Raw genomic sequence first — 15,995 nt, forward strand, 5'->3', positions numbered from 1 at the left:
TACGATTGTCCCTTTATGTCGGTGGTCCAATTTTTTAGCTTCCCATGCATGAAATCATCCGGTAAAGGTCAACCTACTGGTTAGCGTTCCTATGGGGCGCGTTAATAACAGGAGGCGATCAACCTATGGCAAAACCGGATAACCGGGCAGACAATGTTGAGCATTTACAACAAAGCATTCAGCATACAGAGCGGAATTTGAGGGAAGCGGAAGACTACCTTAACGAATTTTCCTCAGAAATCAGCAGTGAAGAACGGAACCAGATTGAAGAAAAGAATGAACGGCGCAAGGAAAGCATCCGGGGCTTCCGCGCGGAAGTTAAGGACGAGGCAGCTCATTCCCAGGAGTAGTTGACCGCAAACGGCGGCCCACCCGGTTTACCCGGGCGGGACCGCCGTTTGTATGTCGATATTTTACTATTTGCGGGGTTTATAGGCCACTGCGTCTATCTGTACCTTGAGTCCATCCGGACCCCCCACATGGGCAAACTCGGTGGAAATGGTTTTTCTGGCCGGATATTTACCTTTGAACCTGCGTTTGAACACCTCTTCCATGACCGGAATATCCCACACATCCCTAAGCAGGATATCCACCTTTGCGACAGCATCCAGCTGCAAATTCACCTGCTGCAATCTCTGGCTCATATCATTCAGCGCCCCTTCAACCTGCTCCGCTGGCGATCCGCCCACATTGCCGACACAGAAGCTGAGAAAGATAAAATCCCCCGCTTCAACAATGCCCGAATAGGCATACTCTTCATTTACATCAAGTCTAACGATTTCGCTCATCTAATTGTCATCTCCCTATACAAGATACACCGATTATATAGGGGGATATCGGACAACAGATTGTCGCAGATCGCAACTATATAGTTTGAACTTAAGATCTTTCTGGTTTGGGTTATTGTCGTAACTGCGGAGAATGTTTGGACTTCCGGCCGCTGTTGTCTGCAGATTTCTTGATTTTATTCCGCTGTTTGCGGTTGAAATCCACAGACAAAGGCGGACGCTATCGCTCCTCCAGTTTCAAACTTCCCCTCCGTCACTTCCACCCTTTTTAAATTCCAAGTTCAATCTGTATAGCAAAGAAATAATTACTCCAGGCTGATCTAGGGCGTGTCTTCAAACCGCTTCCCCGCCAATACCTGCTGCTGTATGCCCTAAGGAATCATGGGTACAGTACCATTTTCTGATCACACGCGGAGAAAGGCGTTTACAAACGGACCGAGTTGCACTTATTTGGGGTTTTTATCCTGTTACAGGAGGACAACGGACTCCAGCGCAGTTATTTCTCCCTGCTGGCCGTTTTTAGATAGAATGCAGAGCAGATAAGGTCGCCTGGGTCCGCAAAAGAGAATAAACAGGTGTTTTACTCTCCATAGCGCCTCCTGAGTCCGTTACGAGTATACGAACCCGCTGCGGGCTTTTAGGAGGACCCTACTTTCAATACTAAATCCCTGCTTCCCCAGAGCTCTTCCAGTTTGAAGACATGCTCTAGAGCAGAATCCGGTTTTCCAAAATATTTTTCAGGCTGATATGCGACTTGGAGGGTCCGAGCTTCATCAGGGAGTCCTGGAATTCCGCCACTTCGCCGATGGATGCCGTCTGCACTTTGATAAGGTAGTTGTATTCTCCGCTGATGCGGAACAAGTCCGTCACCTCCCAGGCTTGTTCGCAGAAATCAACGAGTTCCTGGCAATATTCTGTTTTGAGTAGGATGAACGTAGTCGTGCCCCGGTTCAGCTTATTTAAATTTAATGCCGCAGTATACCCGGAAATGATGTTCCGCTCTTCCAGCTTGATGATCCTCTCCTTTACGGAGGGTTGGGACATGGAAATTTCTTTACTGATCTGGGACACGGGCATCCGCGCGTTGTGCTGCAGCAACTGCATAATCTGTTTATCAGTTTCATCCATTGGATACTCCATATTGGCACCTCCTGAGCAAGTTTTAACAAAATAACGCTTTCCAGCTGAAAAACCTTATAATAAATAATCATTTTACTATAAAACCCTTATTATTCGTATGTAATTCAATGTTTCTTTTCCCTATAATTAATTGCATCTTAGTTAGGGGGAGATTAGACGTGAGTATTAAAGGCCTTGCCCATGTGGCAATCCAAGCGAAGGATTATCAGGCAACACTTGCTTTTTATACAGAAGTATTAGAGTTCAAGGTGGCGCATCATTGGAGCCTGCCTGCTTTCAAGATCAACGAGGCTTGCATGCTGCTCTCACCGGATCAAAGAACCTGCATTGAGCTTTTTGACGATGAAGCGGTTATTGCGGCTCAGGGAAAAAAAGCGAAGCGTGAAGAGGATGTTGCTCACGGTGCACTGCTGCATCTGGCCTTCTATGTCGACAATGCCCGGGAAACATATCAAAAAGCCCTTGCTCATGGAGCAAAGGCCTGTATAGAGCCCGACGAATTGTCGCTCGGTGAACCCGCGCTCATTGTGCGAAATGCGCTCGTTCACAGCCCGAACGGGGAGATCATCGAATTCATTGAAGAGGTGGATTGGACTCGCTCCGCTGAGGGATGATCCCCTTACATAAAATCATTGAAATTGATCAGCTTCAGCCGCCGGGCTTCCACAACCGCCTCGGCGCGGGAACGGACGCCCAGCTTCTCAAAGATACGCGTCAGGTTATATTCTACCGTCCGCTGGCTCATCAGCATCTTGGATGCGATATCTTTGTTGCTGTTCCCGTTGGACACTTCCTGCAGTATCTCCTGCTCCCGTTCGTTAATGGATACTTCCTCCAGCATTTTCTCTTCCTTGGACTCATTGAGACGGATATCCCTGCGCCGCAGCTGCCGCAGCAGGGAGACCGGGATGATCGCTTCATCCCGGAGAACGCAGCGGATCGCGTTAAGGAGCTGCTCGCGGGTAACCGTCTTGCTCACGAAGCCGGATACGCCGGAGTCAATCAGCAAGTTGAAGTTGGGGCTGATCTCATACCCTGTATAGATTAACACCCGGCTCTCGGGCTGGACGCTCATCATCCGCTTGGTCAGCTCAAGACCGCTGATCACCGGCATATTCAGATCAAACAGCATGACATCGAAGCTCTCCGACTTGACCAGCTCCAGTGCCTCCATCGCTGAGAGAATCACCGTGACCTTCATGTCCGGGTCCTGTTCAATCATATTTTTGGTTCCTTCACCCACGGAAGGATGGTCATCAACCAGCAAGATTTTTATCATCTAAATCGTCCCCACCCTCTCTTGTCATACTTGCTGACTCCAGCGGCAGCGTGATGCAGACCTCAAGTCCTTCACCGACTACCGATTGGAAGAAGATTTCGCCCTCCAGACTGCGCACTCTCTCCTTAATGCCTGACAGACCCATGTGCTGGTAGGAATCATTCAATTCACCCAATTCCATCCCAACCCCGTTATCTTTATACATCAGCCGGATCGACTCCCGTTGCTCAAGTCCAATCTCAACCACTGTAGCTTTGGCATGCTTATTGGCGTTGCGCAGCAGTTCCTGAACGATGCGGAACAGCGCCAATGTCTGTTCATCACTTAATTCTGTGATATGATCCGTCACCTGGAAATTGATCACATAATTTGAACGGATCTGAGCCTGCTCGAACAATTGCCCAAGTGCTTCGACAATGCCCATTTCCTTAAGCAGCGGCGGTCTCATCTCATTGCAGGTCTCGCGAATCTGGTGGATAACATCCAGCAGGCCTTCCCGTACAGTCTCAAGCTCGTGATAGATATCCTCCGGCATCTGATGGTCAAGCATGACCGTTTCCAGCTTGCGGTACCAGATCAGCTGGTCCTGCAGCGCCGAATCATGCAGGTCGGAAGCCAGCCTGCGCCGTTCCGTCTCCGAGAGATTAAAGATCAGACGCATCACCCACGGTGAAGCTCCCTTTTGCTTCTGAAATTCCTGTTCAAGATCTTCAATCAAATTTTCGATCAGATATAGATTCTCGTACACGATGGCACTGTAATTAGCCAAGGTTTTCAGCCAGCTCAATTCATCCAGATTATATTTGGTGCGATTCTCCTTATCCGCCAGCCAGAGGACGTGAAAGGTAGAGCCTTTCTGCCCCATAACAACGCATAATCCTGAAGGAACGGCCACAATCTCTCCAACGGCCAGTTTATGAGCAGCATCCCGCAGGGCAGAAATTACGGAGATAGGCACCTCACCTGTATCTGGCTTCGAGCTTCCCCGGGGACCCGATTCTCGGTTCACCTCCAGAAAGGCCACTTTCTTGACCAGTAATATGGAGAGGACCTCCTGTACCAGCAACCGCTCTAGGTCGGCCCGCTTCATCACCCGTGAGATACGGGTAGAGAACCGGTCCAGGCTTCCCTGGAAGCTGTACAGGTTCTTGTTAAAACTTGGTCTGAACCGAAAATCAGCATACTCCTTGCTGAATAACAGAATCGTAACAATAAAATACACCATCAGAAATAACTGTACCCATCGAATCCACGTATAATTGTGCTGCTGGGTAATCAGAATCCCGAAAGTGGTAATTAGCGAAGTTGGGATAAACGCAATAATAATATGGTAAAGAAAACGGCTCAGAACAAAATCAATATCAAACAGCTGTCTTGTAGTGAACATATACAGGTACACTACGGGAATTGCCAATAGAAAAATAGAGGCCACCTGCGGAGTAAGCAGGGTTATACCAAATAATCTCGGCACGCCAAATAACAGGATAAACGGCATAAATCCAAGCAAATGACCCAGCAAGGTCAGCTTAAATAAATTTCGCAGTGAATCCCGGCGGTGTACCACAAATTTCTGAATCAATTTATAAATAGTGTAGAGATTTGTAAAGATAAAAAAGGGTAACGAAGGCCGTGCTACTAAGAAGAAAAGCAAGTTATATCCCGTTAATATTGTGATGATCTGCACAATGAGAATCGCACCTGTAATACAATAAAAGCCAATAAATACGCTTTTGGGAACCAAAGGCTCTTGATACTGTTTTAAATACCGGTTGAGAAATTGCAAGAAAAATACCGGGACCAACGAGAAGGAGGCAGTAAAGATTATGTTGCCCAAGCCATCAGTTCTCCCCGAAGAAGCCGCGCTGAAATAGGCAAAACCCGTCGATAAGAAAAACAGGATCAGATATATAGCCGCCTTGTCTTCTTTCTTGCGCTTATAAACAAACAATGAGAATCCGGCGAATAACAGTAAGGAGGATACCGGCAAAATAAATTCCAGCAGCAGATTCTCAGATCCAATTCCTTTTGCTACAACAAGCGTGATTCTCTCCTGAACGCCATCAGGCTGATTCCGGCTCAGAGTGATGGTGGAAGCCCCTTCTATTACATCAAATCGCTTAACCGAATGAAATGAAGAGGCGGAGCTTCCATCTATCTCTTCTATAATATCGCCTGGAAGAATCTTTCCATATCCCCAGTAACCAGCAGTTGTATCTGCTACCACGTAACGTCCCTGGCCATCCTTTTCGATATCGGTCCCAATCATTCTCTGCTGCAATATGCTCTGAGATAGATAGACGGCAAGGATAATGACAATGACTGAGAAAGCGGCAACGTTCATTCTTCTAGACAATCCAGTTTCCTCCAAATAGGGCTAGATTAGCTCCAATAAAATGCCATGCGTGGTTCAGCTTTACCTTCTTTGCTGCCCAGCACGTCAATTAATGCTCTATGTTCAGTTTCACTCATTCCCGCCAATTGAAGTTGTCCAGTCTGTACACGGGCCCAAGCACTTGGATCTGCCATCAACTTTTGAACCATTTCCTTCAACATTTAACATTCCCCCAATCGGTTTATAAGAGATCTTCCTCTTGAATTCAATATATCAGGTGTTGTCCCAACTGGAAACGACAACCATACTAGTACTTTCCGCAAATATAATTGCGGGGTGATTGCGGGCTTTTGCGGTGATTTGTGGCGGTTTGTAGCGGGCTTTACGGTCCCCTTGATTCAGTCTGCCATCGCAAGCATTTGTTCCTGCCAGACGGGGGCAAGCCCAAGCTTGCCTACTAAATCCAGATAATTATAATAGTGAGTTCTCATCCGGATAGAAGAATACAGGAACGTTCCCGATTGCTCGATAATACGCTCAATCTCTTCTTTGCGGTGGGCCACCTCCTCCAATTCCAGGCGGGCCTCAAAATAATCGGTGATCCAGCCCTCTCCCTCCGGGATGGACTGAAGCAGATACAGTGTCGGCAGTGTTTTTTTGCGGTTCCAGAAATCATTTTTGTTGTCCCAGTTCAGCAGGTCACGGATATCATTTTTCATTTGAGCTGCTATTCCGAGCTCCTCCGCATACTTCCTTACCTCTTCATGGATTTCGCCGGTTGCCAGCAGTGTTCCAATCATACAGGCGGCCACAAGCAGACCGGCAGATTTCTGCCTTACCATCTCTATGTATTCCTCTTCGCTCTCAATATCGTTCAGCAGATCTGTTGTTTGGCCATTAATGGCAGAGAGCACCTGCTCATTCATCAGCCGCGCGGCACCGCTTGCCCGCTCCTCCGGGAAATCGCTGGTCAACAGCATCTGCTGGGAAAGCGTCAACAGCCCAAGGGCAATATTCAGGGCGATTTCCGGACTCATCCGGCTCCATACCGTTTCTTTGTTATCCTTGTCCTGCAGATCATCAATGATATCCAGACTCAGGATCATCAGCTCCACAGCGGCGGCGGCCCGGTAAATCGCCTTACCGCTTCCACCAAACGCCCGGTAATGAAGCACTGTCATTCTGCTGAACAGCAGTGATTCCCGCAGCTTCTCTTCCACACAGGCTGTTCCTTGCTCCAATAAATGCGGCACGGTAAAAAACGACCGCAATCCCGCTCTGATTTCCAGCTCTATCATTTCTGCACAGCCATCCATCCTCAGAAGCCCCCAATCAATTTCGGTCTCCTAAACGCATCACGGGGTACGTCAAAGTTGCTGGGCGTCAAGCAGATTCCTCTAATAGAAGGGTATTCTATATTCCCTTAGTATTTCCTTCTTCTGGGGTATAACATGGGATGTTATTATCAAAATCGCCCTGCTGCCACTGTCACACAATAAGGACCCGGCCATTATGCGGCCGAGCCCGTAAACCCGGTTACCGGTTCAGGAATATGCCTCAAAGCTTCAGTGATAGTCAGTGATCGGACGTTCAAAAATCAATTCCAAAAAGGCGGAAGTTCCAAATCCATAGGTATTCGGAGCGAAAATTTGAAACAGCTTCCACCCCTCACGGGCATGCTCATGAATAAGTTCGTGATAATCCTCCTCCGGCTTGCTTTGCAGGATTCCTTTTAAATCAACTTTGACAAATTTGTATTGGTACATCTATTTCACCTCCTCCAGAATCAGACAGGAAAGCACCACTTCAGAATGCCCGTCTATTTCTAGCAGCTCCTGAACGGCCCGGTCATAAAAAGTGGCAACCGGCTGGAACTTCCATCCGAATTTATGGGTGCACTGTGATAAACGCTCCGTTAACCGCCCGCCTTCCAGCAGGCTGAGCCGGTACCCCCGTTCTCCGAACAACTTCATGGAGCTTTGGATTTTAGCCGTTACAAATACGGCTGCCTCCGCCGTTCCCTGGATCTGATCGGAATGGAACAGCCGGTTCCAAATGCCGGGGTCTGTCTCCTTCACTCGCTGAACCACCATTTCTGCCGGATTGCAGTAGAACAGCTCATGCCTGCCGGATACCGGACTTCTCGAAAAGATATACAGCTCCGGACCGTCCAGCTTGGCCCCGCCCAGCTCTCTTAAGGGTTCATAATCCAGAAACGGTCTGGACTGGACCTGAAGCTCCTGCAGATGGACAAGCAATTTCATCATGAACGGATGTTCTGCCAGCTCGCCCTTCCGCAGTCCGACGGAAGGGGAAGAGAAATAACGTTTTGCGGGCTTCACCTCAACATTCCTCTGGGCAAACAGTTGATTCAGCATTTTCATCCGCGAGCGGGTCAGCACCTCAAGCTGCGGATTCACATTGGAATTGGAATGATACTTCAGCGCCAGCCGCTCTTCCTCAAGTTCATGCTCCGACCGCCAATCCATAGATTTAACCTGCATTCTTAACACATCCTCGTAATAGATTTGGTCCTGGAGTCTGATTGAAAAGGATGGGGGAGAGATCAGGCGCTGAGAGGGTCCAGGATAATCACAGGTTAAACTACAGTCCAACCGCCATCGACCACCAGATTATGCCCGGTGATCATGCTTGCGGAATCTGTGGCGAGAAACAGTACCGAATTCGCAATATCCTCCGGTACCGCAAACTTGCGGAGCGGAATACGCGGCAGGTTCGTACGCCGGAACTGAGGATCATCCATCACCTGCTCATTGGCCTCGGTAATGACAAAGGTTGGGGACACCGCATTGACTCTAATCCCGTGTTTCGCCCATTCAGCAGCCAGGGACCGTGTTAGATGAATCAGTCCTGCCTTGCTAACGCTGTAAGGCGCATGGTTCTCACTGCCTACTACACCGTCATGGGAAGCAATCATGATGATGGAGCCCCGCTTATGGCGGACCATCGTCTTCGCGACCTCTCTGGTCAGGAAGAACGTGCCCTTGAGATTAATATCTACGACGAAATCCCATTGCTCCTCGCTCAGACTCAGCGCAGGCGACAGCAGATTCACGCCTGCATTGTTGATCAGAATATCGATGCTCTCCACCTGTTCTTCGATAGAACGCACGCACCGCTTGATGTCCTCCACGCTGCGCAGGTCAAGGGGCTTGCACAGTACCTCAACACCGTATAAGCGCTGAAGCCGTTCAGCCTCATTCTCGGCATTCTCCAGAAATTCGGGCAGCTCCGTAAGCACTATAGAAGCGCCGGACTCTGCAAAATGCTCAGCGATTTCCGCCCCTATCCCGCTTCCGGCACCGGTCACCATCACCCATTGTCCAAGCAGCTTCTTGCCTTCAACGGCACGGATCGGGCGCTCTTTCCACTGTGCCTTGCCCGGTTTCAGCTTCTCCGGTTTCATTGCATTTCTCATCATCTCATCCCCCCCTCTATAAGGCCTTTATAGCTTTGTAGAGCAGTTTAGGATTCAGCTTCTGTCCATACAGGAGGACACCCACCTGATAAATCTTCGCCGACAGCCAGCAAGCAGCCAGCGTAGATACGAACAGAATCAGCGTCGGAATTACAATCTCCAAGGCTGTCAGATCTGAGGCGCCAATTCTTGCGAACATAACGAACGGGGTAAAGAAAGGAATGTATGAGCCTACCACTGCCAGTGTGCCGTCAGGGTTCAGCATAGCTAACATAGCAACAATGAGTCCTGCCATAAGCAAAATCGAGATAGGCAGCGTCACCTGGTTGATTTCCTCGCTGCGGCTAACCATCGATCCAGTTGCCGCGAACAAGGCAGCAAAGAAGAAATAACCGAGAATGAAAAAGAGAGTTAACAGCATAATTGTGGTTCCGCCCAAAATGGAGAAATCCACCGGCATGCCGAACAGCTCCAGCACCCCGCCCGTACCCGACACCGTCAGGATGAGGTAAACCGCGCCAACAATAATGGCAAATTGCAGAATGCCTGCCAGACCGACGCCAAACACCTTGCCGAAAAGAAGCTGTACCGGCTTAACCTTCGTAATCAGGATCTCCTTGACCCGGGAGCCTTTCTCTACGGATACAGATACTGCTACATTGCTTCCGAACATGTAGATTAGAAGATACAGCATGAACGTCAACATATAGACCGGCCAATACGTGGCAGTTAAGGATTTGCTTCCGGCTTCCATCTCCTGTATTTGCATTTGAACTGCTGAGGTCAGCTGCTTCTGCTGCTCCTGTTCCAGGCCCAGCTGGTGAATTTGAAATATCGTATACTGATTCTGAACGTAGCTGTTCAGTTCACGGATATAAGGAGCATCATCCGCCTTGTTTACGGTTAAGGAAAGAACCGGCTGGCTGCCTTGATTCTCAATCTGAACAATCCCAAGAAGTGTTTCCTTCTCTGCCAGACGCTTCAGCTCACTAGCCCTTTCATTCTCTGTGATCATCCGCCAGTCATAGGAAACTGATACATTCTCCTTGAAACTGTCTGCGTTCGGGATGGCTCCTGTCCTATCCAGCACATCAATTTCGCCCTTCGCGGAATTCCCGTCATTCTGAGTTAATTTAGGAACTAGTACAAGTGCAGCCACAACCACAATCATAATCAGTGTCAAATAGGTAAAAGCTTTGGAACGCAAGCGTTCCTTGAAGGAGTAAGCAAATACCAGAGCAAAATTCCTCATGACACTTCACCTACCTTTTCCACAAATATCTCATGCAGTGTTGGCTCTTTAATCTCAAATTTCAGCAGCCGGATGCCCATCTGGGTTAAGCGCAGCAATAACTCATTGGCCTCATCCTCATCCCGCACCTTCATCTGCCATTCCTTTGCATCTGCGGTAAGCGGCTGAAGATGTGTTGCGACCAGATGCCGGCTGAGATCTTCATCACTTCGCAGCAGCACGTTGCAGCGCTCATAGGAGCGTTTAATGTCTGCTATGCTGCCTGATACTATCATTCTTCCACGCTTAAGAATGCATATATCCTCGCAGAACTGTTCTACATGTCCCATCTGATGGCTGGAGAAAATCATGGTCTTTCCCAGAGACAACTGCTCTTTCACGATCATCGACAGTATATCCGAGTTAATGGGATCGAGGCCGCTGAATGGCTCATCGAGAATGATCAGCTCAGGGTCATGCAGCAGGGCAGAGATAATCTGCACCTTCTGCTGGTTCCCTTTGGACAGCTGCTCTACGCGTCTATGTTCATGCTCTGCGACTCCGAGCCGCTCCAGCCAATGCTTCATGGCCTTTATAGCCGCCTGCCGCGTCATGCCCTCCAGTCTGGCGAAATAAACCAGCTGTTCACTAACCTTTTCCTTAGGATAGAGGCCCCGTTCCTCCGGCAAATATCCAACGCTCGGACGGTTGCCGAGGATCGGTTTTCCTTCCCACAGAATGCTTCCCGCATCATAATCCACTAATCCGAGGATGGAACGGATGGTCGTTGTTTTACCTGCCCCGTTTCCTCCCAGAAGTCCAAAAGCCTTGCCGGTAGGCGCCTCAAGGGTAATATCGTGAATAACCCGATTGTTCCCGTATTGCTTCATTAATCCATTAATCTGTAGTCCCATGCTGTTTCCTCCATTACATCATTTTAATTCGGGTTAGATTTGCTAGTCCATGTATGTATAACTAAGAAACTGTTATTTTCGGATTTATGAAAGCCTACAGCCATAGGGCTGTAGGCTTGTGAGGTGGCAAGCTACGTTCACAAAACTGCGACAGGATGTTTCAGGCATCCCTCCTGCATAAATAAATCTGTAGCCTGGGATATGATATGGTCAGCTTGCTCTTCTTCGACTTGGTAGCGGTCCCTAAGGGCCTGCTTCAATTCAAAGCGATTGGCACCCGCCATCATTCCTTCCAGCAGCAGTGCCATGGGCTCGCTCAGCTTCAGTAATTTCTGGCTGGCAGTCTGGTAGACCGTCGGAGTTTCCCCGATGAAGAACAGAAATACGGTATCTGCGACTGCCGAGCGGACATTTCCTCTTCGCTCATTGGGGTATTTGTGTGTGCAGGTTGGCAGCGACATCCGGAAGTTGTCCACACTAAGACCGTCTAAAGCCTGCGAATATTTGTTAAGCCCTTTGAGCAGTTCAATGGTCTGCATATATAAGTGCATTGTGTTATGTTTTTTGCGGATATTACAATATTGCTGGCGGTTCATGTAGGCGGGCAGGAAACTGCATTTGGTGCAGGAATCACTAATTTCACAAGTCGCGCAGCCTCTTACTAGCTGCTCCCGATCCGAAACCACCGCAGTCTGCAGCAGCAACCTATCCATAGAATCATCCAGAGTGCCGATAGCGCCGCAGCCTCTGCACCCGGATACCGCCTGATTGCCGTCTACGAACAGCCTCGGAAGCTGCTTCACTGTGCAAGTCTGGGCTCCTGACCAGCGGCAGCTATCCTCCAGATACGACTGGATTTCATATCCGTGCCGGAAGCTCCCTGTTCGGCTGAAATGGTCCACATCCTCCAGATAGGCCTCCAGATCTTCTGTGGATGTTATTCTTAGCATCTGGAACTCCACGTTGTTCTTATCCCATTCCCTGGTTGCCGCTTCTGAATAGCCCATTTGCCGGATGCGGATCGGCTCCACCTGGAGAAAGTCATTCAGCTGCAGAATATATTCAGTTCCTTCCGTCTGCACCACTTGGTGAGCATTGGATAAATAGTATTCTTCTTTGTCAGCAGCCTCCGACAATTCCTCAAATCTCCGGTTGCTGCGCTTCCATACCCCATCGGAATCATAATAGATATAACTCGGGTTTTCTCCCCTGTATACTTGGTTATATTCGTATATAAGTGCGCTATTGAGGGCTGTGTACTCCCCAAAATAATTACTGGGCACTTCTTCCTCTAGTGGTTCTGTGAGCCCGATATGCTTGACCCCGCCGCCGATCGCCTGCTGCGGATAGTATCCGGTCATATAGGCTGTATACTCGTTTAAGAAGACCGGAGGCCGCTCTGTGGTCAGATGCTCAAGCATTACAGCGGCTATAGCTTCCGGGAGAATGACGGGCTGAATGGCTTTGGTCCGGTCCATCGGTTCTGCCCGTACAGATATCGCCTCAATCACTCCTTCAGTGATCCATCTGTGCAGCAGCTCCGCCGTAAGGCTGGGGTCTGCTTCCCGGTTTCCGTCATCGGTAAGCGTAACGGAGAAGGTCATCGGCTGACTGGTTTGCCTTTGCCATATCATATAATTAATTGCTTCATCTTTCGGGAAGGCATCCGGCATGATACCCAGCGGAACCTTGATCTGGAGCTGTTCTACGCCGCACTGTTTAAATCGCTCCAGCCTTGAATATGTGCAGGCTTCCAGCGGAACAGCCAGCTTATAGCCGGCCTTGAACTCCGCTTCCTCCAGAACCTCCAGAATCTGCTCTCTCTGCACCTCATCCCGGATCAGGTCGAATCCCTCAATAGTAATGGCGGGTGCCGTCTGTCTGGATGTCCGAACCGCAAGCTCCAGATCACGCTGCAGCCGCTCCGGAGAATGCCTCCGTATCCCTTGGGCAACATGATGAGGATTGCCGAGCTGATCCGCACATTTCACTGACAGCATCGCCGCCCGCCTCCGGTCTGACGTGTCCTCCCATACCCCGGTCAGCTCATCCAGCTCCATGACGCCTGCTGCAGCCGCGGCTTCCTCCTCCGCGGGAAGGGCCAGCGAATCTCCACCAGGCTTTCTGCCAACCATGGTCCGGGATGTAAATCCATTCACAGCAGACCAGCCCTCTACCCCTGTATTCACCAGCCGGGAGAGCGTCCGTTCAGGACTCCACCTTACCAAACCGTCCACTTCTGTTTCCCCGAACACTTCCTCACCGATAACCGCTGCCAGATTACCAAACCAAATGACCCGGTTCCGCCCCTCCTGCTCCTTAAGGGTGGAGGTCAACCGCTTACATAACCGGTAGTTTGACGGTGTTACATGAAGCGCAATAATCTCATTCCCCATTGCAGCAATATCTGCAGTTGTATCATATATGTTAGATAAATTAGGTTCGATATATTGAGTCGCCGTCATGCCTTGTCTTTTGAAGAAGGCTCTGATATACCTGCAATCCAGATGATCACCGGCAGTGAACAACCTGGGTTTCTGCTGTTCGAAGTGTATCAGCGTGATCCCGTTCCCGAAGGATAGTCCAAGCACCATTCATCTCTCCCCGCTGTCTTATGTAACTTTTGGGCCGTATTATTTTTCTTATGGACTAATCATAATTCATATTTTTAGGTTTTACACCGAAAAGCACCCTTCGTCATCCCACAAACATCTTGCGGAATGCAGCAGCAAAAAGCGCAACAGCTGGCAAAACTAAGCAGGTATAGAATTCTTAACTAGATAAGTTGAACTTTAGACTTACCGATCCGGCATAATATGCAACTGCGGTGAATGTTTGGACTTCCGGCCGCTGTTGTCTACAGATTTCTTGATGAATACCGCTCTTAGCGGTTGAAATCCGTAGACTGGTTATGCTTCCGAAGCGAGCTTTCCTTATCTCAATTATTCAAGTTGAATCTACATAGGTAGTTCTTTAGGGCGTGTCTTCAAACCGCTTCACCCGCCAAAACCTGCTGCTGTATGCCCTAAGGAATGATAGGTACAGTAGCATTTTCTGATCACATGCGGAGAAAGGCATTTCGCCACTAGGTGGTTTTTTCGGTGGAGGCTTACGTCTCGGTGTTTTAGAGACTTCGCTCTTCTTCCGAAGGCGTGTATGCGTCCGGAAAGTGTATTCCTGGCTCTGAGCATGAACGGACCGAGTTGCACTTAATTGGGGCTTTTAGCCTGTTACAGGAGGACAACGGACTCCAGCGCAGTTATTTCTCTCTGATGGCCGTTTTTAGATAGAATGCAGAGCAGATAAGGTCGCCCGGGTCCGCAAAAGAGAATAAACAGGGGTTTTACTCTCCATAGCGTCTCCTGAGTCCGAGTAAACGAACCCGCTGCAGGCTTTTAGGGACCCTGCTTTCAATACTAAATCCCTGCTTCTCCAGAGTTCTTCCAGTTTGAAGACACGCTCTAGTTCAACTGATATAAATAAAAAAGCCGCTTGGCAGCGGCTCTCTTTCCTTCTTAATAGTAGTTTAGCTAATCGAGTTCTGCACGGGAGAATAAGTCACGGATAAGAGCGTCGTCCTCACAAGCTGCTTTGAAGCCCGCCGTAAAGCTCTGCACAGCCTCTCTATTGCTGGAATACGCGCAGAACATATCCGCTTCAGGGTCAAAATGGATGCTGTCCGCGAGCTCGGGCATCTTCTCTTCCAGAAAGACAGAGGCCAGGGAAGCCCAGTCATAACCGCTCCCTTCGAAGCCCTCGTCTTCCCGTGTCTGAAATAGCTCTGCTTTATAAGAGCCTGCGTTTAAGATGACTGACATGCCGCCGTTGTCCTGCTCTACCAGAATAAAGGGTTTCAACTGGTCTCCTCCTTCAATTGCCTCCTGAGTAAGCCCCTCATCCCCGTCATCCTCAGACACGTCATAATCATATTCCTCATCATTCACCAATCCGCGGATAAAGGCCTCAAAGCTGCCGGCCAGAAACGTAATTTCATAATCGCCTTCCTGATCGACATGAATAACCGCAGGTTCGCCTTCTCTGCCGCATAAACGGTAATCCAGCATCACTACATCATGGCCTGCAGATGGGCAGTCGCAAATCACCACCCCAATATCCGGATACCCCCACTCTTCAATCATAAAGCGGCTGCCCAAATCTCCGCACAGTGAATAGCTTTTCTCCCGCCCGATTCCCATAATACTTGAAATGGCAATATGGTCTTCCGCCCATGACGTCGCTTCCCCGGTAGGAAAACAGGTGTTTTGCGGGATGCCTCCATTCTGCAGCTTCATCAGTTCGATATAGGAGGCCGGCAGCTTGTACCCCAGCTCCTGCTCCACTGAGGCAATCATCTCCTCCGTCGGCGGCTCGGATACATATTCTTTTAAAGCATAATCGCTGTTCTCCCAAAAGTCTGAGAAATCCGCTGGCTCAAAAGAGCTGCTATCACCGCTCTGTTCCTTGGCCATTTGTGCAGCCGCAAAACGCTTCTGCTCCCTTTTCTGCTTCTCGGCACCGCGCACACTCCAATTTAATAGCATTAGCGTATCCTGGTCTCCGGGATCCAGTTCGTCGGCTTTTTTAAAAGCTCTGGCAGCTTCCTCATATTGTTTCAAATAGTAGTAGGAATATCCCGCACGAAAATGCCACAACGGATCATTCGCTCCCTGCCCGGCAATAGCCAAAAGCTGTTCCAGCGCCTCTTCGTATCGCTCCAGATTATTCAGCGCTCTCGCCAATTGGCCGATGACCGCATAATCTCTGTCTTGTGCAGGAACCTCCATAATGCTGTCAACGATTTGTTGATATTCATCTGCCTCATGCCAAAGCGTTAGTTGGTTCATCCAATGATTGTCCATAGTTTACCCTCCC

Annotated in this window: 15 protein-coding genes; 2 read left to right on the forward strand and 13 right to left on the reverse strand. The window is 49.2% G+C overall.

The genetic code is table 11. The features are described 5' to 3' along the window. The first annotated feature begins 125 nt into the window (after positions 1-125). On the forward strand, positions 126-350 hold the full coding sequence (gene tlp, locus NSS79_RS33105; protein ID WP_342437674.1) for a small acid-soluble spore protein Tlp: 225 nt from the start codon (positions 126-128) through the stop codon (positions 348-350). A gap of 66 nt (positions 351-416) precedes the next feature. Here the strand turns inward: tlp and NSS79_RS33110 are convergent, their stop codons facing one another. Next, positions 417-788: a RidA family protein gene (locus NSS79_RS33110; protein ID WP_342437675.1), complete on the reverse strand. Its 372-nt coding sequence runs from the start codon at positions 786-788 to the stop codon at positions 417-419. A 705-nt stretch (positions 789-1,493) separates the two neighbouring features. Beyond that, a complete protein-coding gene (locus NSS79_RS33115; RefSeq protein ID WP_342437676.1) occupies positions 1,494-1,928 on the reverse strand; it encodes an Lrp/AsnC family transcriptional regulator in 435 nt (144 codons plus the stop codon). Between the two features lie 158 nt (positions 1,929-2,086). Here NSS79_RS33115 and NSS79_RS33120 point away from each other — a divergent pair, with 158 nt between their 5' ends. Then, on the forward strand, positions 2,087-2,542 hold the full coding sequence (locus NSS79_RS33120) for a VOC family protein (RefSeq protein ID WP_342437677.1): 456 nt from the start codon (positions 2,087-2,089) through the stop codon (positions 2,540-2,542). Between the two features lie 5 nt (positions 2,543-2,547). On the opposite strand, the gene NSS79_RS33125 is transcribed toward NSS79_RS33120, so the two are convergent. The 11 genes from NSS79_RS33125 to NSS79_RS33175 all read right to left on the reverse strand — a co-directional run bounded on the left by NSS79_RS33125 (position 2,548) and on the right by NSS79_RS33175 (position 15,982). Further along, a complete protein-coding gene (locus tag NSS79_RS33125) occupies positions 2,548-3,207 on the reverse strand; it encodes a response regulator transcription factor (RefSeq protein ID WP_038597966.1) in 660 nt (219 codons plus the stop codon). After that, positions 3,185-5,560, reverse strand: coding sequence for an ATP-binding protein (locus tag NSS79_RS33130; RefSeq protein ID WP_342437678.1), 2,376 nt, complete (start codon positions 5,558-5,560; stop codon positions 3,185-3,187). The genes NSS79_RS33125 and NSS79_RS33130 overlap by 23 nt, the downstream gene beginning before the upstream one ends. 26 nt (positions 5,561-5,586) lie before the next feature. Then, positions 5,587-5,760 carry a competence pheromone ComX gene (gene comX, locus NSS79_RS33135; protein WP_342437679.1) on the reverse strand — a complete coding sequence of 58 codons (174 nt, stop codon included), beginning with the start codon at positions 5,758-5,760 and terminating at the stop codon, positions 5,587-5,589. 177 nt (positions 5,761-5,937) lie between these two features. Next, on the reverse strand, positions 5,938-6,855 hold the full coding sequence (locus NSS79_RS33140; RefSeq protein ID WP_340896000.1) for a polyprenyl synthetase family protein: 918 nt from the start codon (positions 6,853-6,855) through the stop codon (positions 5,938-5,940). Between the two features lie 249 nt (positions 6,856-7,104). Continuing rightward, positions 7,105-7,305 carry a DUF4177 domain-containing protein gene (locus NSS79_RS33145; protein WP_342437680.1) on the reverse strand — a complete coding sequence of 67 codons (201 nt, stop codon included), beginning with the start codon at positions 7,303-7,305 and terminating at the stop codon, positions 7,105-7,107. After that, positions 7,306-8,043 carry a hypothetical protein gene (locus NSS79_RS33150; protein WP_342437681.1) on the reverse strand — a complete coding sequence of 246 codons (738 nt, stop codon included), beginning with the start codon at positions 8,041-8,043 and terminating at the stop codon, positions 7,306-7,308. 95 nt (positions 8,044-8,138) lie between these two features. Further along, positions 8,139-8,981, reverse strand: coding sequence for an SDR family oxidoreductase (locus NSS79_RS33155; protein ID WP_342437682.1), 843 nt, complete (start codon positions 8,979-8,981; stop codon positions 8,139-8,141). Between the two features lie 13 nt (positions 8,982-8,994). Next, complete coding sequence (locus NSS79_RS33160; RefSeq protein WP_342437683.1) at positions 8,995-10,230, reverse strand: ABC transporter permease; 1,236 nt, start codon at positions 10,228-10,230, stop codon at positions 8,995-8,997. After that, positions 10,227-11,123: an ATP-binding cassette domain-containing protein gene (locus NSS79_RS33165; RefSeq protein ID WP_342437684.1), complete on the reverse strand. Its 897-nt coding sequence runs from the start codon at positions 11,121-11,123 to the stop codon at positions 10,227-10,229. Before NSS79_RS33165 ends, NSS79_RS33160 begins: the two co-directional genes overlap by 4 nt. 137 nt (positions 11,124-11,260) lie before the next feature. Next, the gene (locus NSS79_RS33170; protein ID WP_342437685.1) at positions 11,261-13,717 is read right to left on the reverse strand and encodes a hypothetical protein; all 2,457 of its coding nucleotides are present in this window, start codon (positions 13,715-13,717) and stop codon (positions 11,261-11,263) included. Positions 13,718-14,653: 936 nt separating this feature from the next. Continuing rightward, on the reverse strand, positions 14,654-15,982 hold the full coding sequence (locus NSS79_RS33175; RefSeq protein ID WP_342437686.1) for an Imm51 family immunity protein: 1,329 nt from the start codon (positions 15,980-15,982) through the stop codon (positions 14,654-14,656). Positions 15,983-15,995 lie beyond the last annotated feature (13 nt).

This window comes from Paenibacillus sp. FSL L8-0436 (assembly GCF_038593025.1).
In the GTDB taxonomy this organism is placed as follows: Bacteria; Bacillota; Bacilli; order Paenibacillales; family Paenibacillaceae; genus Paenibacillus_AQ.

Excerpts from the sequence above, each read along its gene's own strand:
- tlp (WP_342437674.1), top strand. The coding sequence starts at position 126 with ATGGCAAAACCGGATAACCGGGCAGACAATGTTGAGCATTTACAACAA.
- NSS79_RS33110 (WP_342437675.1), bottom strand. The coding sequence starts at position 788 with ATGAGCGAAATCGTTAGACTTGATGTAAATGAAGAGTATGCCTATTCG.
- NSS79_RS33115 (WP_342437676.1), bottom strand. The coding sequence starts at position 1,928 with ATGGAGTATCCAATGGATGAAACTGATAAACAGATTATGCAGTTGCTG.
- NSS79_RS33125 (WP_038597966.1), bottom strand. The coding sequence starts at position 3,207 with ATGATAAAAATCTTGCTGGTTGATGACCATCCTTCCGTGGGTGAAGGA.
- comX (WP_342437679.1), bottom strand. The coding sequence starts at position 5,760 with ATGTTGAAGGAAATGGTTCAAAAGTTGATGGCAGATCCAAGTGCTTGG.
- NSS79_RS33140 (WP_340896000.1), bottom strand. The coding sequence starts at position 6,855 with ATGGATGGCTGTGCAGAAATGATAGAGCTGGAAATCAGAGCGGGATTG.
- NSS79_RS33145 (WP_342437680.1), bottom strand. The coding sequence starts at position 7,305 with ATGTACCAATACAAATTTGTCAAAGTTGATTTAAAAGGAATCCTGCAA.
- NSS79_RS33150 (WP_342437681.1), bottom strand. The coding sequence starts at position 8,043 with ATGCAGGTTAAATCTATGGATTGGCGGTCGGAGCATGAACTTGAGGAA.
- NSS79_RS33155 (WP_342437682.1), bottom strand. The coding sequence starts at position 8,981 with ATGATGAGAAATGCAATGAAACCGGAGAAGCTGAAACCGGGCAAGGCA.
- NSS79_RS33160 (WP_342437683.1), bottom strand. The coding sequence starts at position 10,230 with ATGAGGAATTTTGCTCTGGTATTTGCTTACTCCTTCAAGGAACGCTTG.
- NSS79_RS33165 (WP_342437684.1), bottom strand. The coding sequence starts at position 11,123 with ATGGGACTACAGATTAATGGATTAATGAAGCAATACGGGAACAATCGG.
- NSS79_RS33170 (WP_342437685.1), bottom strand. The coding sequence starts at position 13,717 with ATGGTGCTTGGACTATCCTTCGGGAACGGGATCACGCTGATACACTTC.
- NSS79_RS33175 (WP_342437686.1), bottom strand. The coding sequence starts at position 15,982 with ATGGACAATCATTGGATGAACCAACTAACGCTTTGGCATGAGGCAGAT.